Origin of the sequence: Demequina muriae (assembly GCF_030418295.1) — a bacterium.
Classification (GTDB): domain Bacteria; phylum Actinomycetota; class Actinomycetes; order Actinomycetales; family Demequinaceae; genus Demequina; species Demequina muriae.
Genome location: NZ_JAUHQA010000001.1, coordinates 1,363,151 through 1,386,473, shown reverse-complemented (window position 1 = coordinate 1,386,473; position 23,323 = coordinate 1,363,151). Strand labels below are relative to the sequence as shown.

The following is a 23,323-nucleotide window of genomic DNA, read 5'->3' as shown; positions in this document are numbered from 1 at the left end:
CCTCGTAGCTAGTTGTTCGCCAGGTACTCGTCGAACTGGCGCTGCTTCTCGTCGATGACGTCCTGCAGCCCCGCCTGGTACAAGGCTTCGTTGTATTCGGCAAGCCCGGTATCCGGGTCCATCGACCCAAACGAGAGCTGCTTGTTGTACTCGTCGTAGACCGCCTTGAGAGCGGCAATCTGGTCTGCCACCGAGCTCGAGTCGAAGAAGAAGCCGTAGCCCTGCGAGACCAGGCCACTGTTGCCGAACTCCTCGTACAGCTCACCCATGTTCGAAGGATTGCCTTCCCAGACGTGCCCTGCGAACTGGTTCGGCAGCAGGAACCCGGCGTCGTTGTGGTAGCTCACGTTTGACATGTCGACGCCCTCTGGGTACGCCGCGATGCCCTCGTCGCTCTCGACCCAGTCGATCCCCTCCACGCCCCAGTTCAGCAGGTCGTTGAACTCGGCACTCGTGTACGCCCAGTTGAGGAACTCGAATGCCTTCGCCGGGTCCTTGGAGTTCGACACGACGGACAGCAGAGCGGGCGGCGAGATCTTGCCGGCCTCGGACAGGGGGATCACCTCGACCTCGTGTCCGGTCTGCGCCTCCTTCTCGGCCTGCGTCGTCGGCGAGTAAGACTTGATGAAAGAGAAGAGGTTCCCTGCCTGCATCTTCACCTCGGCCTCGTCCTGATTGACCGCGATGTCGCTCGAGCTGTAGCCCTCCACGAACCACTCGCGATTGAGCTCCGCGAAGGCCCTGTACTGATCAGACTCGAACCAGTTGGTCACCTCACTGGTCTGGCCGTAGTCCTCGAGAACGCCGAAGTTGTCCGTGAGCGGGTCGATGTACCCGAAGTGAAGCGTCCCCATGGTCTGAGTGCCATCGAACATCGTCATGTCCGGGTGAGCTTCCTGAACCTTCGCGAACATGTCCGTGATGGCGTCGTAGCTCGAGAGGTCATCCGTGTTCACGTTGAAGTCCTCGACGGAGTATCCGAGCTCGTCGAATATGTCCTTGCGCACAATGAGCGCATTGGGCGACCGCGACAGCGTCTGGGTGCCGAACCCTGCCTTGAAGCCACCGATCTCGGCCCCGGCCACATCCTCACCGAGCATTGCCGCAATGTCCTGCGTCAGGTCGGAGTACTCGTTCGCATCCACCAGATAGCCCGCGTCGATGAATGAGCCCGCATCCTGCGCGAACAGATAGGTGATGTCGAGGGGGTCCGTGCCCGAGGCAAGCTTCAGAGGCAGCTGGGAGAAGTAGTCAGCGAACGTGACCGGGATGAGGTTCACCTTCATGTTGAGCTCTTCCATCGTGAGCTCGTTCACCGCGTCCTTGACCGCCTGCGTCGGGTCTCCGAAGACAGTCATGTACGCGTAGTTGACGGTGTACGGCTCGTCCCCGTCGCCTCCACCCTCGTCGTTGTTCGAGCAACCGGCGAGCGCGACGAGCGAACTCGCGAGCGCAGTCGCCGTCAGCGCCTTTGCTAAACGTGCCATTGTGCTTCTCCTTGAATGGGGGCCGCGTCGGTGCGGCCGGTAGGTGCACTGATCGCCGAGCGACGATCCGAGCTCTTCTCTAGAAAGGGTTCGCGCCCCTGTGGGGCAGATCGAAGAAGTCCAGGGCCCGCTGGATCGCCATGTCCCACAGCGCCCATTCGTGGCCTAGGCCCTCGGGGGTCCAGTACTCCGCCTCGAGTCCGATCTCTTCCGCGTGGGACCGGAAAGCCACGAGGTTCGGATATACGAAGTCGTCATCGGTGCCGGTGGCGAACAGCAGCCGCGGCAGATCGCCGGTGGTCACGCGCTCATCGATGACGCGCCAGACGTTCTCTTCCGAAGCGCGGAATGCGTCCAGCCCGCCGGCGTTGTCCACCATCCCCCGGAGTCGCACTGCGAACAGGTCTGACGGATCGTTGAGGTAGTCCTCCGTCAGAAGTGAGAAGTCCATAGGTGCAGCCGAGAGGATCGCCGCGGCAGCGAACCGATCCGGCTGGTTGACGGCGAACTTGATAGCGCCACGTCCACCCATGGACAGACCAGCAATGAAGTTGTCCTCGCGCGCCTCGGAGACAGGGAGCCAGTTGTAGACCATCGGCATGAGCTCCTCGGTGAGGAAGTCATACATGTCGAAGCCCATCATCGCCTTGCTCCAGTTGGAGTAGTTGCTGTTGAGCGCTGCCGGCATCACGACCACAAGGCTGCGCTCTGCGGCATACCGTTCGATGTTGGTCTTGCGCACCCAGTCGCTGTGATCGCCGAACGTGCCGTGGAGGAGCCAGAGAACGGGCAACCCCTGCTCGTTCGCGTAGAACTCGGACGGCTCTCGGTCACGCGGGAGGTCGGGGACGATGACGTTCACTGAGGTGTTCGAGCGCAAGAAGCGACTCTCGAAGTTGAGCGAGAACAGTGCCATGCCGACTCCTTCGTTGCGGCGAATACGTGGACTAAATCTTTACTGCAGGACCGTAGCCCTGCGCCCAAGATCATGTCAACCCTTGAGCCCCAAGTCTCACAGTCGCCTTCGCGGACAAACGACTCGACACCGAGTCCGAGGATCGGCGCCCGCCTGTTAACCAGGGCCTTTGATGGAGCATCGCCATGGCCACCGGAGTTCAGCGACGCCCAGGAAGGGAGCGTCGTTACCGAACTGAGACGACGTCACGCTTGCTAATGCATCACTAAAACAACCCTTCACATCGCGGTGATCACCTGCTAAGGTCAGTCTTCAAGGACCCACGGACAACAGACGACTAGGCCGCACTGCAGGGCAGACAAAGGGGTAGCGCATGGCACGCTCGAAGGCCGTCAGCATCAAAGACGTCGCGGCCGAGTGCGACGTGTCAGCCACGACCGTGTCGCTGATTCTCAACGACCGCGCAGACGAGTTCCGCATTGCGCCGGCCACCCGCGAGCGCGTGCTCGAGGCCGCGGAGTCTCTCGGCTACAAGCCTCCTCGAGGGTCACGTAAGCGGAGCCCCGTGGCGCGCTCGGCATTGTGGTGCATCTTTGCTCCCGTCGATTTCGCCTCGGGCCCAACCTCGGAGCTCTTTGCAGGCGTCCGTGAGTATGCGCTGGAGAACGACGTGGCCGTCGAGACCATCCTCTTCCCCTACGAGCGCGGCCAGCTCGCTGACAAGGCCTCTTGGATCTCAAGGCAGTTCTGCCACGGCGCGATCGTCGCAGGCCAGACTGACGCGGATGACGAGTACGTCGAGAACGCTCAGTTCGATGTCCCGATCGTCGTCTTCAACCGCTCCTCCAAGAGCCACGCGTCGGTCAACATCGACAACTACGCGGTAGGCCAGCGGGCGATGCGGCACCTGTATGGCCGCGGGCACCGCCGGTTCGGCGTCGTCGCCCCGCCCCATTCGAGCCGTCCCATGAGCCTGCGTTCAGTTGGCTTCGAGGACGAGCTTCAAGGGGCGGCTGGAGACATCACCGCCGCTGAGGTGGTGACAGTGAGGGGATCACTGTCCCACGCCGGCGGCGCCGAGGCAGTGGAGCAGCTCTATCGCGAGGGCCCCGGGCCGACAGCGATCTTTGTACTCAACGACGTGATGGTGGGCGGCCTGATCCGGGAGCTCTCTGCACGTGGGTTAACCGTCCCCGATGACGTGGAAGTCGTCACGTTCGGTGACATGCCGATCAATACCATCCTTCGCCCCACGGTCACCAGCTTTGCGTTCCCTATGCAGGAGATGAGCCGCGAGTGCGCCCGCATCCTTCACCAGGCCGCCGCTGCACCCGACCGTCGTGACGCCGCCGTACGGATGTTCGATGCCGAGTTCGTCGTCCGCGAGAGCTCGCCTGCGGAGACCGGCTGACCCCCCGCATCGGCGCGGCGCACCACGGACCAACGGAACGAGTGACGATGACACTACTCAAGCGCGCGGCTGCGCGACCGGTCACGATCTGGTCTCGCCCATTCGTGTTCATCTTCGTGATCAACCTGATCATCAGCATGGCTCAGTTCATGATGAACACTCTCGTTCCGAAGCTCGCCGAGTCGCTCGGCGCCACGGCTGTGGTGGTGGGAGTGGTCTCCGGCATCTTCGCTGTCACCGCCCTGTCCGTGCGCCCGGGAGTGGGTCCTGCCAGTGTCCGCTTCCGCAAACAGCACCTCCTCGCAGCCACCGTAGGCGTGCTCTTGTTGGCATTTCTCATCTACGCCATCGCCGACTCGATCGAGATGATCATCGTTGCGCGCCTCCTTCACGGCGCCGGAATGGGCCTCCTCGCGCCCGTGACTCTGGCTTTGGCGTCAGATGCACTGCCGGAGTCTCGCATGGCGTCAGGGATCGGCATCTTCTCCCTGGGTCAAGCGGCTTCAACCGCGATCGGCCCGTCGATCGGACTCGCGCTGCTCGCCCACATCGGGTATCAAGCAACATTCCTGTGCGGAGCCGCCGTCATGGGGATGGCGCTGCTGCTCGCACTTCGTGTGAAGGCCGTCGAATACGACGCACCACCGAACCGTGGCTTCTCCTGGAGAACGTTCGTCGCTCCCGAGGCCATCGTCCCGGCCGTGGTGATCTTCTTCCTCGCGGGCGCCTACTCGGGAGTCAACACGTTCGTGGTGCTGTACGGGGACTCGCTGGGGATCGCGGAGATCGGGCTGTTCTTCACGGCCTATGCGGTGTTCGTGCTCATCTCACGGCCGGCCGCTGGACGCATCGCTGATCGGTTCGGCCTCACCACCGTGATCGTTCCAGGGATGATCCTCTTCGCCGTCGCGTTCGTCGTGCTCAGCTACGCCCGGACCCTCACCGGAGTGCTGATTGCCGGCGCCATCTCCGCCTTCGGCTATGGGGTGTGTCAGCCTGCGATCCAGACACTGTCCCTCACCTCTGTCGACAAGCCGCGGCGCGCGGTGGCGGGAAACACCAATTACATCGGCGTGGATCTGGGCTATCTCGTGATGCCCATCATCGCCGGTTGGGTGGTCTCGAGCGTGCACGCAGACGGCGCAACCATGGCGGACTCCTACGCGGTGATGTACCGCGTGATGGTGATTCCGGTGGTAATTGGGCTCGTCTTATACCTGGTGTTCGGCCGCTCACAACGGCGGACTCCCGTGTCGCAAGAGCCGATGGAGTAGGGAGAGCTGTGCACATCACCGCACGCACCCATGTGGGCAACCGCGGCTGGGAACTCGATTCCGTGGAGATCAGCGGCGCGCCTGCGGAAGCCGCCAACGAATGGCAGGTGCTCATTGGCGGCGAAGAGGCACCGCTCCGAAACACGGTTGAGGGCCTGGTAGCGCCGGCGAACTCTGGCACGTCCTACCCGGCGGATCTGCGCGTGGTGGCCCGCAGCGATGGCGCAGTGGTCGCCACGAGAGCCGACGCGACGTACACACGTACCGCCGATGACTTCACGGCTCATGAGAACGGCGGCGTGCGCTACCGCCTCCGTGCACCTCGGGCTCAGGGACCTCGACCCATGCTCGTGTTCCTGCACGGCGGAGGCGAAGCCGGGACCGACGGCTGGGCACAACTCGTCGGCACCCTCGGTGCCGCTCACCTCGCAGAGGCCTACCCGGATTTCCTGGTGCTCGCACCACAGGCGCCGCCTGCATCCGACCTCCTGCCGCCGCCGCATCTGCCCTTTGCCGAGGCGGCCCTTGACCCCACGACGGGCTGGTCGAGGTGCTACCTGGCGGCCCTGGGAGACGTCGTGCGCGGCCTCGTGCACGAGGGGCGCGTGGACCGGTCCCGGATCTATCTCACCGGCGTGTCGATGGGCGGCGCGGGAGCAATCAGAGCGCTCTCCGTCAATCACGGACTGTTCGCGGCCGCCCTGCCCGTGTGTCCCACGATGACACCAGAGACGTTCGGGATCCTCCGCAGCCTGGTCGACGTCCCGCTGTGGCTCAGTTCTGCGTACGTCGATCACACGCCCTACCGACACAAGTACCTCGTGGACGCAGTTCAGGAACTCCAGCGCCGGGGAAGTCCCCACGCGCGACTCACGCTCTTCGCTCCCGAGCAGCTCGAGCGGTACGGATTCGCCACAGATACCAGCCTTGATGCCGAGCAACTGCTGGCAGAGAACCATCACGCATGGGTACCCGCGTACCACGACGAAGACGGCATGCTCACGTGGCTCGTGAGCCAGCGCAGCCCCCATTGAACCTCAAGGAGTCCACCATGAAGCCCGTCACGAACACCCCGATGCTCATCACCTACGCCGATAGCCTCGGCGGCAACCTGACCACCCTCGACAAGGTTCTCAGCAGCCACTTCGAAGGAGCATTCGGCGGCGTGCACGTGCTGCCGTTCTTCCCGTCCTCTGGGGACCGCGGCTTCGCCGTCATCGACTACGAGACTGTGGATCCCGCATTCGGCGATTGGGACGACGTCCGGCAACTCGGCGACAAGTACTACCTCATGGCCGACTTCATGATCAACCATGTCTCCGTGCGCTCGGCAGAGTTCCGCGACTACATGAACCGCGGTACAGAATCTCCCTACAAGGAGATGTTCATCCACTGGGACGAGTTCTGGCCCGACGGCTCTCCCACAGAAGAGCAGATGGACGCGCTGTACCGGCGCAAGGCACAGGGACCGTTCAAGGAGTTCACCCGCGCGGACGGAAGGACGGTGCGGCTGTGGAACACCTTCTTCGAGGAGCAGGTCGACATCGACCCGTTTGCGGCACCCACGCGCGCGTACTTCGAGCGCAACCTCGACCGGCTTGCTGAATTGTTCCCACTGATTCGCTTCGACGCATTCGCCTACGCCTCCAAGCGTCCAGGCACCAGCTGCTTCTTCGTCGAGCCAGAGGTCTGGGATGTTCTCGACGTGGGCATGGAGCCGCTTCGCGAGCACGGAGCGGAGATGCTGCCCGAGATCCACGAGAACTACACGGTGCAGCTGAAGATGGCCGAGCGCGGGCACTGGGTCTACGACTTCGCGCTGCCGATGCTCATGCTCCACGCGATCTTCACCGGCAGCACCGACAGGCTGCGGAACTGGGCGGCGATCTGTCCCCGAAAGCAGTTCACGACGCTCGATACTCACGACGGCATCGGCGTCGTGGACGTCGCGGGCCTCCTGAACGACGACGAGGTCGACGTGGTACGGGAGAGGGTCAACGCTCGCATCGCGCCACTCATGGAGTTCGTGAAGATGCCTCCCGGCCTCATCAAGAAGGGCACGGAGGGATCGAAGCAATACCAACTGATGTCGAGCTTCTACTCGGCCCTGGGCGAGGACGACCGTGCCATGCTGCTTGCCCGGACAGTGCAACTCTTCTGGCCAGGAACGCCGCAGGTGTACTACGTGGGACTGCTCCACGGACCGAACGACGTCGACGCCCTCAAGGCCTCGGGGGAGCCGCGGTCCGTCAACCGTCACGACTACTCGATGGAGGAGATCGCCGAGCGCGTCGTGTACGAGCCCATCGCTCTGACCTTGGACATCCTGCGGTTCCGCTCGACTTTCGCTGCGTTCACGGGCGAGGTCGAGGTGCTGAACGGTGACACATCAGCTGAACTCGTTCTGCGGTGGTCGACTGAGGAGGCGAGCAGCACGCTGCACGCGAACTTCTCCTCGCTGGAGTTCACCGTCACGGCACGTGACGCTGACGGTGAGCGGCAGGTGTTCGCCTCCTGACTGTTGACGCCCGGGAGGGACGCGGGCTCGAGAGCACGTGACGGAGCCACGGGATGCGTGCCTCACGGGATGCGTCGGACACCGCAGCGAGCGGCGCGGGGACGTCGACGCCCTCGTCACCGGGTGCTCTCTGCCGAGCCATCGCCCGCATGTCGGTGTCCAGCGTGCCTGCGATGGGTTGGGTCCGCCTCCAAAGGCGGTGCCGCGTCGCACCTTCGTTGGGGACGGTCGCACCATCGCATCCATCTGTCGTGGCCCGTGGCTGCTCGCCGACGACGTGGAGCTCCGGCGCTGCGAAGAGGAGGGCTGGACTCTCCTCACCTCGCGCAACCCGGGCGACCTCGACGCGTTCTCGCCCGCAGTCGTGGAGGCAGCGCGGTAGGGGCGCTCACCTCCACAACGGCGAAGGCCCCCATCCCGGTGATCCTGGGATGGGGGCCTTCGTGCGTCAGACGGCGCTAGCGCGAGGCGATCACACTGGTGTGGTCGCACACCACCTCGTCGTCGCGGCCGCTCGCGAGCAGAGAGAACGTGCCATCGGCGACATCCGCCTGCAGCACCACCTCCTGGTCGCCCTGGTTCCACCGCATCGACAGCGTCGTGTCGGTGAACTCCGAGGTGAACTCTCCGTCGAAGGCACCGTGCTCGCGGCGCAGCCGCAGGGCTTCCAGCTGCGCGGCCACCACGGGCCTGTAGACGGCAGCGGCGATCTCTTCCGCGGAGTAGTGGTGACGGTTGACGTCGCGGCCCACGCCCGACGCCTCGAGCAGCGCCATGTCGTTGACGCCCGCCAGCAGGCCCACGTAGTACACCTGCGGGATCCCCGGCGTCATGATCTGGATGAGCCGTGCGAGCAGATAGCGCGCGTCGTTCTGTCCCAGGGCGTCGTAGAACGTGCAGTTGACCTGGTAGAGGTCGAGGTTGGAGGCGGCCGCTCCCGTCGCCGCCCGGCTGGTGCCGCCGCTCGCGTCGTGAATCGACTCGACGAGGGCATCGATCTGCGCGGGGTTCAGCAGGCCGGGGTCGCCGGGGCGCAGGTCGTTCGCGCCCACATCGACGATGCCGATGCCGTCGTGGGTGTCCAGCACGGTGACGGCGTTGGCGGGGCGCACGCCGAACCAGGTCTCGAGCGGGCGGAGATCACGCGCGTGGAGCGCGTGCAGCACGAGCGGCGGCAGCGCGAAGTCGTAGACGTAGTCCACGCTCCGGGCGATCTCCACCTGCTGCAGGTAGTGACCGTGGATCTCCAGCAGCACGGAGGCCCCGCGCTCGTGAGCGAGTTCGAGAATGCGCTGCGTGTAGCGCGCGGCGGGCTCCGTCATGAAGCAGGAGGTGCCCGCCTCCTTGCCGGTGTAGCCCACGGCGTCGAGGCGCAGCATGGTGACGCCGGCGGAGGTGAGCGCCTCGATGACGCTCTCGAGGTACTCCCATGCCACGTCGCTGCGCAGGTCGAGGTCCACCTGGTCGGGGGTGAAGGTGGTCCACACCAGCCGGCGCTCGCCACCGAGGGTCATGGTCGTGAACGGCATGCCCGGTCGCGGCCGGTAGATGCGGGCGAGGTCTGCCTCCGTGGCTCCGTCGGGGAACAACGAGGACAGGGTGAGGAACATCGGCGACCATCGGGACTGGTCCCCGTTCTCGACGACATCCTGGAACATCGCGGAGCTCGACGACACGTGGTTGACGATCACGTCGCTCATCACGGTGTGGTCACCGCTGAGCGCCCGCACGTCCTCCCACGAACCGAGCCGGGGATCCACCTGGGTGTGATCGGTGGGGTCGAAGCCCGCGTCCGTGCCGTCGAAGGGCGTGTAGTACGGCAGCAGGTGAACGCCGTCGAAGACGCCGTCGAGCAGGCCCCGCAGCACGGACTGCAGCCCGTCGAGATCGCCGGCCAGTCGATCGATGTAGGTGATGAGCTGGGGTCCCCCAGCACGAGAGTCGGTCATGAGATCTCCTTGGGTCACGCGGCGGGCAGGCGGGTCAGCAGGCGACGGAGCCAGGCCTCACGTGTGTCCCGGGCAGTGCGCGCCATCCGCGTCCACGGCGCGAGCATGTCGAACGCATGGGCGCCGCCCGGCCACACGTGCAGCTCGGCATCGCCGCCGTGCTGCCACAGACGTGACGCGAAGTCGACGCACTCATCGCGGAACGTCTCCGTTGAGCCTACGTCGATGAACACCGGGGGCAACTCGGACAGGTCGTCGGCCAGCGCCGCGGAGGCATGAGACGTGGGGACCGCGCCTCCGAGATAGGCCTCCCACGCCGTCGCGTTCGCGGTCGCGTCCCACGAGCCGGCGCCGATCATCTGGAGTGCGGACGCCGAGTTCGAGCGGTGATCGAGCATCGGGCACATCAGCAGCAGCCCGCTGATTCGTGGCCCGTCCGTGTCGCGGCACCGCAGCGCCACGGAGGCTGCGAGGCCGCCCCCCGCACTGATCCCGCTGAGCACGATGCGGCGCGGGTCGAGCGCGGCAGGAGCCGCACCTGACGCGAGCCACTCGAGAGCGGTCACCACGTCATCGGCTGCCGCGGGATACGGCTGCTCGGGAGCGAGCCGGTACGCCACCGACACCACGGCGCAGCCGGTGTGGTGCGCCAGGTCGGCCATGGCATCGAGGTCGGACTCGGGAATGCCCGCGATCATGCCTCCGCCGTGCAGGAACACGAGCACCGGGGCCGGCGCTCCGTGACCTGGCGGGGTGAGCACCACCACCGGGACGTCAGGCATGTCCCCCCGTCCCGGAGCGGTGAGGTCGGCCCGGTCGAAGCCGCCGTGGGTGAGCGGACCCGTGGGAGCGACGTCCGCGCCCAGACCCCTCACGCGTGGGATGTCGTCGTGACTCATGGTCGTCACGATGATGTCCTGCTGCTGCGCCAGGGCTCTGGCCACCTCGGGGTCGAACGGGGGGCGCGGAGGCTCCTCGTTCATCCCTTCACCGCGCCTTGGAGCAGTGCGGCGACGAACTGGCGCTGGAACACGAGGAACACGATGAGCGTGGGGGTGAGGATCAGCAGCGAGCCAGCGCACAGCAGCGGGATATCCGTGCCCCACTGGCCCTGGAACGCACCCAGCGCGCCGGCCATGGTGCGCTTCTCCGGGTCGTCGACGAGCACGATCGCCAGCAGGAACTGATTCCATGTCCACAGGAACAGCAGGATCGCGAGCGAGGCGATCGCGGGCCGTGACAGGGGCACGTGCACCCGCCAGAACAGCTGCCATGTGCTCGCACCATCCATGCGCGCCGCCTCCGAGAGCTCCTGAGGCATGTTCACGAAGTGCGCGCGCATCCACATCACCGCGAACGGCATGAACAGACCGATCAGCGGCAGGATGATCGCGAGCTGGGTGTTCAGAAGCCCGTAGTCACGCATCTGGTAGTACAGCGGCACGATGATGCCCTCGAACGGCAGCGTCAGGCCCAGCACGAAGATGATGAACAGCGTCCGCTTGAAGGGTACGTTCAGGTGGCCGAGCGCGAACCCCGCGAGGGTCGCGATGAGGATCGCGATCGGCACCACGCCGAGCTCGATGATGAAGCTCGACTGGAGCAGCGCGCCCATGTTCGCGGCGTCGAAGGCCAGCAGGAAGTTGTTCCAGTGGAACTCCTCGGGCAGCGCCAGCCCGGGCGGGTAGGTGCCGGGAGGGTGCAGCGCCGTGATGAACAGGCTCACGAACGGCACGATGGTCACCGCCATCACGACGATGAGGAGGATCCGCCCCGTCCAGAGCTCGCGAGCGGTGGTGTTCATGAGTCGCTATCCGATCGGGTCAGGCGGTTGAGCGGGAGGACCACGATGAGCACCAGCACCGTGAGCGCCACGGCGAGGGCGGACGCCTGGCCGATCTCCCGCTCGAAGAACGCGAGGTAGTAGATCTCGAGACCGGGCACCATGGTGGAGCTGCCGGGGCCGCCCTGAGTCGAGATGAAGATGATGTCGAAGCTTCGCAGCGCGCTGATCACCGTGATGATGATCGCGACGCCCAGCTCCTGGCGCACGGCCGGGAGGGTCACGGACACGAACTCCCGGATGGGCCCGGCGCCGTCGAGGCGCGCGGCCTCGTAGAGAGACGGGTCGACCTTGGTCATGCCGGCCAGCATCAGCAGCATGCACAGGCCCACGTTGACCCAGGCGCCGATCACACCGACGGCGGGAAGCGCGGTGTCGAAGTCGCCGAGCCAGGCACGGGTGAGACCGTCGAGCCCGATGACCCGCATGAACTGGTTCACGGCGCCGTCGGTGGCGAGCAGCCAGGTCCACATGATGCCGGCGGCGACGAGCGGGATCACCTGGGGCAGGAACAGCACTGTCCGGGAGATGCCCGCGAGGCGGCTCGCTCCCATCTTGCGGATGATCGCGGCGGCGATCACGCCGAACACGACGGGGACGAAGGAGAAGTAGATGATGAGCTGGAGCGCGTTGACGATCGGCCCGAGCAGGTCGGGATCGGTCAGCAGTCGCACGTAGTTGTCGACGCCGGCCCAGGTGGCCGTGCTGATGCCGTTCCACTCATAGAAGGAGTACTGCACCGTGGCCACCAGTGGCCGCAGCACGAACACTCCGTAGAACGCGAGCGCCGGCGCTACGAGCAGCAGCCCCGGCAGCCCCGTCCGCAAGCGCCGCACCTTGTCGGCACGGCGCTTGCGGCGGAGGTCGTCTGACGGCCCTGGGGCGGACGGGTGGCTCGAGGCCTTATCCGTGGTGCTCCAGGTCGTAGACATCGGTCAGATCACTCGCCAATCTGCTCGAGGTAGTCGGACTGCACCAGTTCCAGCAGTCCCTCAGGGGTCTGCTCACCGGCCACCATGTTCTGGAGCTGAGGCGTCCAGCTCTGTGCGTAGATGGATCCCGTCGCGTTGGCGATGAAGTCCATCGTGCCGTTGTTCTCGGCCACCGTGGCGCCGGCCGCGAGAGTCTGTGCGGTCACGGAGGACTCGTCGAGCTCAGGCATGAACGCGTCGGCCGGTCCCATCGGGTGAGAGCCGCCGATCTCGACCGCGATGGTGCGAGCAGTCTCGTCGGTGGCGACCCAGTCAAGGAACGTCGCGGCGCAGTCGGGGTTCGCGGCGTTCGCCGAGACTCCGTACGTGAGCGGCGCGGACATGGCGCCGAGCTGGCCGCCCTCTTCCAGCGGGGGCATCAGGAAGAAGCCCGCGTTGCCAGGCATCTGGGTGTCGAGGTTGCCCGACTCCCAGTCACCCGTGAAGATGAAGACGCTGTCGCCCTCGATGAAGCGCGCCATCATCTGCGCGTAGTCGATCGCGTTGATGTCGTCGGCGAAGTAGCCCGACTCGATCCAGCCGTTGAGGTGCTGCGCGGCCGCGAGGTTCGACTCGGTGTCGATGTTCGCGCCCTCCTGCTGGTAGACCCACGAGTTGATCTCGCTGGGGTCGCCGTAGGACGCCATCAGCGCCTGCAGCGGGAACGCGAGACCACCGGTGGCGCCACCGTTGAACTGGTTGAGGGGGGTGAGGCCCTCATCGGCCGCGGCCTGCAGGTAGGCGTCGAACTCGTCGAGCGTGGCGGGCGGCTCGGTCATGCCGATCTGCTCGGCAAGCTCCACGTTGTAGAAGACGCCGGTCATCGAGTAGTTGAGGCCCATCGCGTAGAGCGGGCCGCTTCCGCGACGCCCCTCGTCATCGACGCGCATCTGCTCGAGCTGAGAGGACGGCCACTGGTCCCACCCGAACGCCTCGGCGTACTGGTCGAGGTCGAGCAGCAGTCCGTCGGACGCGAGCTCCGACATCTGCGGCAGCCGCATGATGTCTGTCTCGGAGTCCGCCAGGATGCGGGGCGCGTTCTGCGTGATGACCGCGAACTGGTCCTCACGGATGTTGAACGTCACGTTCGGGTGCTGGTTCTCGAACTCGGCGGCGAGCTCCGCGAACACCGGGAAGCCGGTCTCGACGTAGGCCTCGACCGTCACGTCCTCAGTTCCGCAGCTGATCTCGCCGCTGGCGGAGGTCGTGGCGGATGTGGTGGGAGCGGAGGTCTCCTCTGGCTCTTCATCGCCTCCCGGGGGGGAGCAGGCGGCGAGGGCGAGAAGCCCGATCGCGCCCAGTGCGGCGGAGCGCACCGTGCGCCGCCTCGTGGTGGTGCGGGGTGTTGGTGTCTGGGACATCGTTGTCTCCCATTCCTCTCCTGCCCAAGTCTTGGGCGCTCGTGCTAAACCGAACTAGCAAGCGTTAGAATCGCTCACGATCAGGCAGACTGTCAACTCGGATGCCCTAAGGTGGCTCAATCGTTATAGTCCCGGCGAACACCGCTACGGCAGCGGAGGGGAGGAGAGTGGCGTGGCCAACAAGCGGGTGACACTGGCCGACGTCGCCGCCGAAGCCGGCGTCGCCGTCTCGACCGCCTCGCTCGTGCTCTCCGGACGGGGCGCCGCGGTCCGGATCTCCACCAGCTCGCAGCAGCGCGTGCGCGATGCCGCGCAACGGCTGGGCTACCGGCCCAACGCCGTGTCGGTGGGCTTGCGCAAGGGCCATACGAGCACGCTGGGGTTCATTTCCGACTCCGTGGCCTCCTCCCGCCTCGCCGGCGAGATGATCAAGGGCGCCATCGAGGCGGCGCGCGACCGTGGCTTCATGGTCTTCGTCGGCGAGACCGGCGGCAACACCACTCTCGAGCGCCAGCTGCTCGATGCGATGTTCGATCGCCAGGTCGACGGCGTGATCCTCGCGTCGATGCTGACCCACGGCCGCGACCTGCCCGCCGAGCTCACCCGCACCCCTGCGGTGCTCCTCAACATCGCCACCGAGGGAGACCCTGCCCTGCCGGTCGTCCTCCCCGCAGAGCACCAGGCAGGGCGCGACGCCGCCACGACCCTGGTCGAAGCGGGCCACCGGGACATCCACCTCATCGGCGCCGGCCCCGGCCCGGACGATGTGCGCACGATCTCGAGCGCGGCCCGCCAGCGCCTGGCGGGCATCCTCGAAGTGCTGGGGGAGAACGGCCTCGCCCCCGCATCGGGCCGCGACATCAACCAGTGGCTGCCGCCTGAGGGCTACCGCGCCGCCAGTGCGCTGCTGGAGAAGGGCGTGCCGGGCGCGCTGCTGTGCTTCAACGACCGTCTCGCGATGGGCGCGTACCAGGCGGTGCAGGAGCGCGGCCTGTCGATTCCGGGCGACGTCTCCGTGGTGTCCTTCGACGACGCGTCAATCGCCGCATGGCTGCACCCGGGCCTCACCACGTTCGCCCTTCCGCATCGCGCGATGGGCAAGAAGGCGGCGGATCTGGTGGTCGATGTCATCGAGCACGACCGCCGCGGCACCGACCAGCCGGCGCCTGGCTCCGGGGTCCACCTGATCCCGATGCCCAAGCGCGATCGTGACTCCGTGCGCCATCTCAACAGCTGACGCCACCACGGCAGCCATCGAGGGCGTCAGCACTCACCGCCACCGAGGACCCAAACCCGGGACGGATCACTATCGGGCACTACTCCGGGACTTCGGAGCACCATGACAGCGCTCGCTCCGCGATGCTCACACCCGAGTCCTCCACAGGCGACACCACCACCCGTGCTGAGCCGTCGCTCTCCACCAGGTACACGCCCGGACCCTCGAGAACGACGTCGGACCATTCGAAGGCGAGCGACCACTCGTTCGTCCTCGCGATCCAGAGCCCCCAACTGTCGAGGTCCCCTGTCCCCGAAGAGAAGGGGCGGGCATTCACCACCGGCAGGTCACTTGTGAGGCGGCCTTGCTCGACGGCCTCACTGGAGACGTCGAACAGGTGGCTCCGCGCCATGTCCAGCGGCTCATCCTCCCCATGGAGCAGAACACTGCTAGTACTGCCACCCTGACTCACGCCGGCAACTCTCAGGCGATCTCCGGCGCACACGGGTACAGCGACCATTGCCGACTGATCGCCGCGGATGTCGACCACGACCGCCCCATCGCCACGCTCCGGTTCGCAGCCAGCCGATGACAGTGACGCAGCAAGAAGGACCACCACCACAATCGCAACCCTCATTAGCTGCACGACGTATACCTTCCATCTGCGAAACCAGCTACTCGTTCCATGGGGTTACAGCGTATGGGGCCGCTTATCGTTCTCAGGGTCGACTCCCAGCCAGACGACGCCGCATATGTCAATGCGCACCCAGACCGTTGCCCACGCGCGCGGAATCGCGCTGCGGGGTCGCGATATCCAGCCCAACGGCACTCCGGCACAGGCGCTCCGCTGGCCCATGAGCCTGGGATGCCTCGTCAGCTCGGAGCGCGCACAACCTCGATATCCGCCGGAACCCCGATCCTCTCGAACACTCGCTCGAGCCAGGCGTTCCAGTCGTACTCGCGCGTGTAGTTTGCGATGGCGATGGTCAGCGGGCTTCCCTCGCCATTATCGAGGGTGAGCTGGAAGTGGTAGACGTCCCTGACGGACCCTCGCAACGTCCGGTGCGGTAGCACGAGTTCGCGCAGCACGACCTTCAGCCGACCACGCCGTGCTGGCGTGAGCGCCACGACCTTGCTGATCAGGCTTGTGCGGAGAACGCTCTCGCCTTGGGCGTCGATCGTGAGGATGAGAAGCGGCATCAAGCGCAGCGAGCGGAGCCTCACCGCGACGACAACAAGGAGTAGCGCAAGAACAAGAATCGCAAGCACTGGGAGCACCGTCTGAGTCCAGGGCGTTGGGCGGCCGATCGCTGGATCGATGAAGCCCACGAACCCTCCGAGAATGGTGGCAAGTCCCACAGTGAGCACCGCGACGAGCCTCCGCAGCGCGCCCCACTTGTCGACGCCAGCCCTGGGCAAGTACACGAACATCACTCTTCTGCCTGACGAAGCGATTCTCACCCCCAGGGCCGCCAATCTCGGTACACGTCGTCAAGGCGACGGATGATGCCGTCGAAGGCCGCCGTGCCGAGATCATGACCCGGAACCACGAGTCCCATGCTCAAGCAACCGTGTCCAAGGCGACCATCCCTCCATGCGCCGACTCTCCGTGAGGAGCCATCGTCTGACCGCGCCTGAGCGGGGCCTTCGGACATCAAACGACGAGAAGGCACCTCGTGCAGCTGCGAGACCGCGACTCAGTGCTCCATCGTGACCCGTGACACGCCCGGGCGACACAACAAAGGCCTCTTCTCCGGATCAACCGGTGAAGAGACCTTTGTGATGGTGCGCGAGGGGGGATTTGAACCCCCACGCCCTTTCGGACACTGGCACCTGAAGCCAGCGCGTCTGCCGTTCCGCCACTCGCGCGCGACGAGCAACTTTAGCATGAGCCGAGCGACCTATACGATTCGATGTATGGGAGTCCTGGATCGCTTCGAGAAGGGCGTCGAGAACGCCGTCCACGGCGCGTTCGCGAAGACCTTCAAGTCCGGCGTGAAGCCGGTGGAGCTGGCGAGCGCCGTGCGGCGCCAGTGCGACGCGCGCGCTGCCGCGGTCGACCGCAATCGCACCGTCGCTCCCAACGAGTACACGATCGCCCTCAGCGCCACGGATCACGACACCATCGAGGCCTGGGGCGCCGATGCGCTCTCTCACGAGCTCGAGGACACGCTGCGCGACCACGCGGAACGGCAGCGCTACAGTTTCGTGGGCGCGGTCAGCGTGGACTTCGAGCGCGATGAGTCGCTGTCGACCGGGCGGCTGGCGGTCACGAGCCGCACCACGCGCGGCCCGGTCGCTCCGGCAACGGCCCGCGACCACCACTCGCGGCACCCGCTGCTGGACATCGATGGCGAGCGATACCACCTCACCGGCGAGATGACGGTGGTGGGGCGTGGCTCGGAATCCGACATCGTGGTCGACGACACGGGGGTGTCGCGCCAGCACTGCCGCTTCGAGGTCACCGACCAGGGCACCATCCTCACCGACCTGGGATCCACCAACGGCACCCTCGTGGAGGGCCAGCGCGTGAATGAGGTCACGCTCGTCGACGGGAACGCCGTGACCGTGGGCCGCACCACGATCATGTACTGGGACGGCCTCCCCGTCGACGAGGACGTGTAACTGTATGAGTGAACTCTCGATCACGCTGCTGCGCTTCGGCTTCCTCATCCTTCTGTGGGCACTGGTGCTCGCCGCGATCGGCGTCCTGCGCGCGGACCTCTACGGCACGCGCGTCACGTCACGCGGCCGCGGCAGGGCTGCACGGCGGAGGGACGATGCGCGGGCGGACAAGGTCGCAGCGCCCGCCAGGTCGAACACGGGTGTGCGCACGGGGTCGATCTCCACGAGGGACGAGACTCTCGCGCACCTGGCCGTCACGGCGGGAACGCTCAAGGGCACCACGATTCCGCTCGGCTCCGCCCCGATCCTCATCGGCCGCTCGCCCACCTGCACCCTCGTCATCGACGACGACTACTGCTCGGCGCGCCACTGCCGCGTGTTCCCCGATGCCGGCGGGTGGCTCGTCGAGGACCTCGGCTCCACCAACGGGACGTTCCTCGACAACCAGCGCGTGGACGACCCGATGCCGTTCAAGCGGGGCGACAAGCTGCGGCTCGGCGGCACCACGCTCGAGCTGAGGAGCTGACGTGTTCCTCGGTCTCCACTTCGCCGCGCGCTCTGACGTGGGCCTCATCAGGTCCAACAATCAGGACTCGGCGTATGCGGGACCGCACCTGCTGGTCGTCGCGGACGGCATGGGCGGAGCGGCCGGAGGAGACATCGCGTCATCCATCGCGGTCGGCCGCCTCGCGGGCCTCGACGGCGAGTCCCACGGGCCCGACGACGCTCTCGACGAGCTGAAGTCGGCGATCGCCGACGCCCACGCCGAGATCGTGGACCGCGCACGCAACGACCCCGAGCTGTCAGGGCTGGGCACCACCGTGACGGCGCTGCTGCGCGCGGGCTCGACCCTCTGCATGGCGCACATCGGCGACTCGCGCGCGTATCTGCTCAGGAACGACTCTCTCGATCAGGTCACCACCGACCACAGCTTCGTCCAGCACCTGGTCGACACCGGGCGCCTCAGCGCGGCGGACGCCGAGCACCACCCCAAGCGCTCGATGCTGCTGCGCGTGCTCGGAGACGTGGATGCCGACGTCCCCGTGGACATCTCGGTGCGAGAGACCCGCACGGGCGACCGCTGGCTGCTGTGCTCTGACGGGCTGTCCGGCGTGGTGAGCCGCGACACCCTCCACAAGACGCTCGTCGAGGTCGCCGACCCCGCAGACTGTGCCGACGCGCTGGTGTCTCTCGCGCTCTCCGCCGGCGCCCCCGACAACGTCACCTGCATCGTCGCCGACGTGGTCGACATCGATGCGTCCCCCGATGGCGTGGGCCCGCCCACCGCCTCGCAGATCGTCGGCTCCGCGGCCCGCGATCGTCATCGCCCCTCCGCCGCGGGACGCTCCGCCGCAGGCAAGGCGGCGCGGCTGTCGACCCCTGACGAGGTCGACGACGACGAGGAGCCTTCCCGAAGCGCCCGCCTCTGGTCCCGCGCCCGTCCCTGGCTGCTGCCGCTCGCGGCGCTGCTCGTGGTGATCGGCGGCGCATGGGGCGCCTACGCGTGGACCCAGACTCAGTACTACGTGGGCGCATCGGACGATGCGGTGGCGATCTACCGCGGCATCCCCCAGGAGCTCCCGGTCGTCGCCCTTCAGACCCTCGTCGAGACCACCGGCATCCCGCTCGAGGACCTCGCTCCGTACCAGCAGCAGCGCATCGACGACACGATCAGGGCCGGCAGTCTCGAGGGCGCCAGGGCGATCGTGCAGGCGCTCGAGGCGAACCTGCCGACGCCCGAGCCCCTGCCATCGCCGAGCATCTCCGCCGAACCCTCTCCCGGCCCCACCGCCACCGTGTCCCCCAGCCCTGCCGCGAGCGCGGACGCCTCCGCCGCATCGGCCCTTGACAGCGAGGCCGACTCGCCGGAGAGCGGGGTCTGAGTGGCGACCGTCTCCGAGCTGCAGGTCCGCACCGGGCGGCGCGCCGAGCTCGCGCTGCTGGGCGTGTCGTGGTCGATCATCGTGCTCGCCCGCGCGCTCGTCGACTACCACGCCGACTTCCTCGAGCTGCGGACTCTCGGCATCTACGCGGGCGTGGCGGCGGCGCTCATGCTCGGGTGCCACCTGCTGCTGAGGCGCTACGCCCCGTCCGCCGACCCCGTGCTGCTGCCTGCCGTGCTCGCCATCAACGGCGTCGGCCTGGCGATGATCCGGCGCGTCGACTTCGGCTACGCGCAGTATCGGGGCCGCGACACCGCGTTCGGAGACGCGCAGATCGGCTGGACCGTGGCCGGAGTGCTGCTGGCGATGGCGGTCATCTTCCTGATCCGCGACCATCGCCTGCTGCGCCGCTTCACCTACACCGCGGGCGTCGTCGGACTGGTGCTGTATCTGCTGCCGCTCGTGCCCGGGCTGGGCGTGACCATCAACGGCGCGCGCATCTGGATCGATCTGTTCGGCCGGTCGCTGCAGCCCGGCGAGTTCGCCAAGATCGCCATGGTCATCTTCTTCGCGGGCTACCTCGTGACGAATCGCGACACCCTCGCGCTCGCGGGACCCAAGTTCCTGGGACTGCGGTTCCCGCGCCCCCGCGACATGGGGCCGCTGCTGCTGGTCTGGGCGGCCGCGCTGCTGCTCATGGTCTACCAGCGCGACCTCGGTGCCTCGCTGCTGTTCTTCGGCATCTTCCTGGGGATGCTCTACGTGGCGACGCAGCGCATCAGCTGGGTCGTCACCGGTGTGGCGATGTTCGGCATCGGCGCGGTGCTCGCGGGCACGATCTTCCCCCACGTGCGCGCGCGCTACGACGCGTGGCTCAACGCACTCGACCCCGACCTCTACTCGTCGGGCACCTCCGAACAGCTGGTGCGCGGCCTCTTCGGCATGGCCTCCGGGGGCCTGTTCGGCACTGGCTTGGGTGAGGGCCGTCCCGACCTGGTGCCGTACGCGGAGTCCGACTTCATCATCGCGTCGATCGGCGAGGAGATGGGGCTCACCGGCCTCATGGCGATCCTCGCGCTCTACCTCATCCTCGTGCAGCGCGCGTTCCGCACCTCGATCGGGGTCCGCGACGGGTTCGGCAAGCTCGTCGCGGGCGGCCTCGGCTTCGCGCTCGCCCTGCAGGTGTTCATCGTGGTGGGCGGCGTGACGAGGGTGATCCCGCTCACCGGCCTCACCACGCCCTGGCTCGCCTACGGGGGATCGTCAATGCTGGCGAACTGGATCATCGTGGGCCTGCTGCTGCGCATCTCCGACCAGGCACGTCGCACGACAGCGGAGGTGGCCGAATGAACGAGCCAGCCCGGCGCCTGTCCGTCGTCGTCCTCGTCCTGTTCCTCGCCCTCATGGGCGCCGCGTCCTACATCCAGGTGATCGGCGCGGAAGACCTCAACCAGGATCCGCGCAACGTGCGCACGCTGTACCGCGAATACGGCAACTTCCGCGGCCCCATCGTCGTGGACGGCGAGGCCGTGGTGTGGTCGGAGCCCGTCGACGACCCCTTCAACTACCAGCGCAGCTACACCCAGGGTTCGCTCTACGCGGCCGCGACGGGCTTCTACTCGATCGTGTACGGCCGCAGCGGGCTGGAGCAGACGGAGAACGCGCTGCTCAACGGATCCGCCGACGCGCTGTTCTGGACGCGGCTGGGCAACCTGTTCGCGGGCGAGCAGCAGCAGGGCGCCTCAGTCGAGACCACGCTCTCCGGCGAGCTCCAGGCGGTCGCGGCAGAGCAGCTGGGCGACCAGCGCGGAGCGGTGGTCGCGCTCGACCCTGCGACGGGCGAGGTGCTCGCGATGGTGACGAGCCCCACCTACGATCCTGAGCTGCTGGCGAGCCACGACACCGCCACCGTCAACGCAAACTATGCCGAGCTGCTGGCGCAGGAGGACGGACCGCTCATCAACCGCGCGATCGCGGGCGACACCTACCCGCCGGGGTCCACGTTCAAGCTGCTGGTGGCGGCCGCGGCGCTCGAGGGCGGATACACGCCGGACACCGAGCTCTACGGGCCCCAGCAGCTGGACCTTCCCGGCACGAGCCGGACCATCAGCAACTTCGGCGATGCCGAGTGCGCCGGCGACGAGTACCTGCCGCTCGCGGACGCGCTGCGCATCAGCTGCAACACGGCGTTCGCCGACCTCGGGATGTCGCTCGGATGGGGCGTGCTCGAGCGCAAGGCGCGCGACTTCGGGTGGGACGAGCCGCTCGAGATGCCGCTGCCGGTCACCGCATCGGGCCTGCCCGAGTCGCCCAACGAGTCCGAGACCGCGATGAGCGCGCTCGGCCAGTTCGACGTGCGGGCCACGCCGCTCCAGATGGCGATGGTCGCCTCCGCGATCGCCAACGACGGTGTGCTCATGAAGCCCTACCTCGTCGACACCGTACGCGCCTCGGATCTCACGGTGGTGTCGCAGACCGAGCCCGAGGAGTACCGCCAGTCCATGAGCCCGGAGGACGCCTCCGACCTCACGCAGATGATGGTGGGCGCGGTGGCTGACGGCACCGGCCGCGCGGCGCGCATCGACGGCGTCGAGGTCGCGGGCAAGACCGGCACCGCACAGACCGGCCAGGACACGCCTCCCCACGCATGGTTCGTGTCCTTCGCGCCTGCCGACGATCCGGTGATCGCCATCGCGGTCATCGTCGAGGAGGGCGGCGAGACGGGTTCCGGCGCCACCGGCGGATCGGTCGCGGCCCCGATCGCGCGCTCGATCATGGAGAAGGCGATTCAGCTCGACGCAGAGGGGGACCTGTGAGCATTCACGCAGGCACCACGCTCGGCGGTCGCTACGTGCTGCGGTCGCTGCTGGCCGTGGGCGGCATGGGAGAGGTCTGGCGCGCCGCCGACACCGAACTGGAGCGACCCGTCGCCGTCAAGGTGCTCAAGGACTCCGCCGCCGCGAACGAGACCTTCCTCAAGAGGTTCACCAACGAGGCGCGCAACGCCGCCGGGCTCACTCACCCCAACATCGCCCAGGTCCTCGACTACGGCGACCAGGAGGGCACCGCCTACCTAGTGATGGAGCTCGTCGAGGGCGAGCCGCTGTCGTCGATCCTCGAGCGGGAGATCACCCTCGACGAGCCGCGGCTCGCGCACATCCTGATCGAGACCTGCCGCGGCCTCCAGGTCGCGCACGACGCCGGCGTCATGCATCGCGACGTCAAGCCCGGCAACCTGCTGGTGTCCGAGGGCGACGCCGTCAAGATCACCGACTTCGGGGTCTCGCGCAGCATGGACCAGACCACCCTCACGCAGACCGGCATGGTGATGGGCACCGCCCAGTACCTCGCCCCCGAGCTCGCGCTCGGCAAGCCCGCCACCCCCGCATCGGACGTCTACGCGCTGGGCATCATCGCGTTCGAGGCCGTGGTCGGCAAGCGCCCGTTCACCGCCGCCTCGGCGGTGGACATCGCAATCGCCCACGTGAACGAGCCGGTTCCGGCTCTGCCCGCGAGCGTCTCCGAGGACCTCGCGCACATCATTCACGACGTGCTCGAGAAGAACCCGCGCAAGCGCCCTCGCACGCCCGATGCGCTGGCCGAGCGGCTTCTCTCCGCTCGCCTGCGCGGCGGCGAGTCCACGCGCGGTGCGGGCGCCGACGGCGGCCAGGCGGCCGCACCAGCGGTGCGGCACGAGAGCGCCTCTTCACCCCGATCGCCGGGCACGGGCGGGACGCGCACGCGCGGCCGCACCACCCGGACGATGCCGCCGAGCATCGCGCCCACCGAGTATCGACCCCGCCCCGACGCGCGGCCCACGCGGGAATCGAAGGGATGAGTGCGACAATGACACCCGACAGCGCTGCGGA

At 67.0% G+C, this 23,323-nt stretch carries 22 protein-coding genes and 1 tRNA gene; 13 read left to right on the top strand and 10 right to left on the bottom strand.

Annotation, left to right across the window (positions count from 1 at the left end; translation table 11 throughout):
- Positions 1–8: 8 nt before the first annotated feature.
- The gene (locus QQX02_RS06465; RefSeq protein WP_301141987.1) at positions 9–1,487 is read right to left on the bottom strand and encodes an ABC transporter substrate-binding protein; all 1,479 of its coding nucleotides are present in this window, start codon (positions 1,485–1,487) and stop codon (positions 9–11) included.
- A gap of 79 nt (positions 1,488–1,566) precedes the next feature.
- Positions 1,567–2,403 carry an alpha/beta hydrolase gene (locus tag QQX02_RS06460; protein WP_301141986.1) on the bottom strand — a complete coding sequence of 279 codons (837 nt, stop codon included), beginning with the start codon at positions 2,401–2,403 and terminating at the stop codon, positions 1,567–1,569.
- Positions 2,404–2,776: 373 nt separating this feature from the next.
- On the opposite strand from QQX02_RS06460, the gene QQX02_RS06455 reads away from it, so the two are divergent.
- From QQX02_RS06455 to QQX02_RS06435, 5 genes are all read left to right on the top strand, one after another.
- Positions 2,777–3,814: a LacI family DNA-binding transcriptional regulator gene (locus QQX02_RS06455; RefSeq protein ID WP_301141984.1), complete on the top strand. Its 1,038-nt coding sequence runs from the start codon at positions 2,777–2,779 to the stop codon at positions 3,812–3,814.
- 47 nt (positions 3,815–3,861) lie between these two features.
- Complete coding sequence (locus tag QQX02_RS06450) at positions 3,862–5,088, top strand: MFS transporter (RefSeq protein WP_301141982.1); 1,227 nt, start codon at positions 3,862–3,864, stop codon at positions 5,086–5,088.
- Between the two features lie 8 nt (positions 5,089–5,096).
- Positions 5,097–6,122, top strand: coding sequence for a carboxylesterase family protein (locus QQX02_RS06445; protein WP_301141980.1), 1,026 nt, complete (start codon positions 5,097–5,099; stop codon positions 6,120–6,122).
- A 17-nt stretch (positions 6,123–6,139) separates the two neighbouring features.
- Positions 6,140–7,606: a sucrose phosphorylase gene (gene gtfA / locus QQX02_RS06440; protein ID WP_301141979.1), complete on the top strand. Its 1,467-nt coding sequence runs from the start codon at positions 6,140–6,142 to the stop codon at positions 7,604–7,606.
- A 199-nt stretch (positions 7,607–7,805) separates the two neighbouring features.
- Entirely contained in the window at positions 7,806–7,988 is a 183-nt protein-coding gene (locus tag QQX02_RS06435; RefSeq protein ID WP_301141978.1) for a type 1 glutamine amidotransferase family protein, read from the top strand.
- A 76-nt stretch (positions 7,989–8,064) separates the two neighbouring features.
- Here the strand turns inward: QQX02_RS06435 and gtfA (QQX02_RS06430) are convergent, their stop codons facing one another.
- Genes gtfA (QQX02_RS06430) through QQX02_RS06410 form a run of 5 tightly spaced genes read right to left on the bottom strand, consistent with a single transcriptional unit; the run spans position 8,065 to position 13,730 of the window.
- Positions 8,065–9,555: a sucrose phosphorylase gene (gene gtfA / locus QQX02_RS06430; protein ID WP_301141977.1), complete on the bottom strand. Its 1,491-nt coding sequence runs from the start codon at positions 9,553–9,555 to the stop codon at positions 8,065–8,067.
- A gap of 14 nt (positions 9,556–9,569) precedes the next feature.
- Positions 9,570–10,538 (bottom strand): alpha/beta hydrolase, encoded by a 969-nt coding sequence (locus QQX02_RS06425; RefSeq protein WP_301141976.1) that lies wholly within the window; start codon positions 10,536–10,538, stop codon positions 9,570–9,572.
- Entirely contained in the window at positions 10,535–11,359 is an 825-nt protein-coding gene (locus QQX02_RS06420; RefSeq protein WP_301141975.1) for a carbohydrate ABC transporter permease, read from the bottom strand. Before QQX02_RS06420 ends, QQX02_RS06425 begins: the two co-directional genes overlap by 4 nt.
- Positions 11,356–12,330 (bottom strand): carbohydrate ABC transporter permease, encoded by a 975-nt coding sequence (locus tag QQX02_RS06415; RefSeq protein WP_301141974.1) that lies wholly within the window; start codon positions 12,328–12,330, stop codon positions 11,356–11,358. Before QQX02_RS06415 ends, QQX02_RS06420 begins: the two co-directional genes overlap by 4 nt.
- Positions 12,331–12,338: 8 nt before the next feature.
- On the bottom strand, positions 12,339–13,730 hold the full coding sequence (locus QQX02_RS06410) for an ABC transporter substrate-binding protein (protein WP_301141973.1): 1,392 nt from the start codon (positions 13,728–13,730) through the stop codon (positions 12,339–12,341).
- A gap of 172 nt (positions 13,731–13,902) precedes the next feature.
- On the opposite strand from QQX02_RS06410, the gene QQX02_RS06405 reads away from it, so the two are divergent.
- Positions 13,903–14,967, top strand: a complete 1,065-nt coding sequence (locus tag QQX02_RS06405; protein ID WP_301141972.1) for a LacI family DNA-binding transcriptional regulator — start codon at positions 13,903–13,905, stop codon at positions 14,965–14,967.
- A gap of 79 nt (positions 14,968–15,046) precedes the next feature.
- Here the strand turns inward: QQX02_RS06405 and QQX02_RS06400 are convergent, their stop codons facing one another.
- Positions 15,047–15,358, bottom strand: coding sequence for a hypothetical protein (locus tag QQX02_RS06400; protein WP_301141970.1), 312 nt, complete (start codon positions 15,356–15,358; stop codon positions 15,047–15,049).
- Between the two features lie 21 nt (positions 15,359–15,379).
- On the opposite strand from QQX02_RS06400, the gene QQX02_RS06395 reads away from it, so the two are divergent.
- Positions 15,380–15,538 (top strand): hypothetical protein, encoded by a 159-nt coding sequence (locus tag QQX02_RS06395; RefSeq protein ID WP_301141968.1) that lies wholly within the window; start codon positions 15,380–15,382, stop codon positions 15,536–15,538.
- 281 nt (positions 15,539–15,819) lie between these two features.
- Here the strand turns inward: QQX02_RS06395 and QQX02_RS06390 are convergent, their stop codons facing one another.
- A complete protein-coding gene (locus QQX02_RS06390) occupies positions 15,820–16,377 on the bottom strand; it encodes a hypothetical protein (protein WP_301141966.1) in 558 nt (185 codons plus the stop codon).
- Positions 16,378–16,729: 352 nt separating this feature from the next.
- Positions 16,730–16,815 (bottom strand) — tRNA-Leu (locus tag QQX02_RS06385).
- A gap of 48 nt (positions 16,816–16,863) precedes the next feature.
- On the opposite strand from QQX02_RS06385, the gene QQX02_RS06380 reads away from it, so the two are divergent.
- From QQX02_RS06380 to QQX02_RS06355, 6 genes are read left to right on the top strand one after another with little or no spacing between them, the layout of a single operon-like run.
- Positions 16,864–17,571 carry an FHA domain-containing protein gene (locus QQX02_RS06380; RefSeq protein ID WP_301141964.1) on the top strand — a complete coding sequence of 236 codons (708 nt, stop codon included), beginning with the start codon at positions 16,864–16,866 and terminating at the stop codon, positions 17,569–17,571.
- Between the two features lie 4 nt (positions 17,572–17,575).
- Positions 17,576–18,097 carry an FHA domain-containing protein FhaB/FipA gene (locus QQX02_RS06375; RefSeq protein ID WP_301141963.1) on the top strand — a complete coding sequence of 174 codons (522 nt, stop codon included), beginning with the start codon at positions 17,576–17,578 and terminating at the stop codon, positions 18,095–18,097.
- Between the two features lies 1 nt (position 18,098).
- Positions 18,099–19,454 carry a PP2C family protein-serine/threonine phosphatase gene (locus QQX02_RS06370; protein ID WP_301141962.1) on the top strand — a complete coding sequence of 452 codons (1,356 nt, stop codon included), beginning with the start codon at positions 18,099–18,101 and terminating at the stop codon, positions 19,452–19,454.
- Positions 19,455–20,804 (top strand): FtsW/RodA/SpoVE family cell cycle protein, encoded by a 1,350-nt coding sequence (locus QQX02_RS06365; RefSeq protein ID WP_301141961.1) that lies wholly within the window; start codon positions 19,455–19,457, stop codon positions 20,802–20,804. It begins immediately after the preceding gene.
- Positions 20,801–22,270 (top strand): peptidoglycan D,D-transpeptidase FtsI family protein, encoded by a 1,470-nt coding sequence (locus QQX02_RS06360; protein ID WP_301141960.1) that lies wholly within the window; start codon positions 20,801–20,803, stop codon positions 22,268–22,270. Before QQX02_RS06365 ends, QQX02_RS06360 begins: the two co-directional genes overlap by 4 nt.
- Positions 22,267–23,292 (top strand): serine/threonine-protein kinase, encoded by a 1,026-nt coding sequence (locus QQX02_RS06355; RefSeq protein WP_301141958.1) that lies wholly within the window; start codon positions 22,267–22,269, stop codon positions 23,290–23,292. The genes QQX02_RS06360 and QQX02_RS06355 overlap by 4 nt, the downstream gene beginning before the upstream one ends.
- The last annotated feature ends 31 nt before the right edge of the window (positions 23,293–23,323 follow it).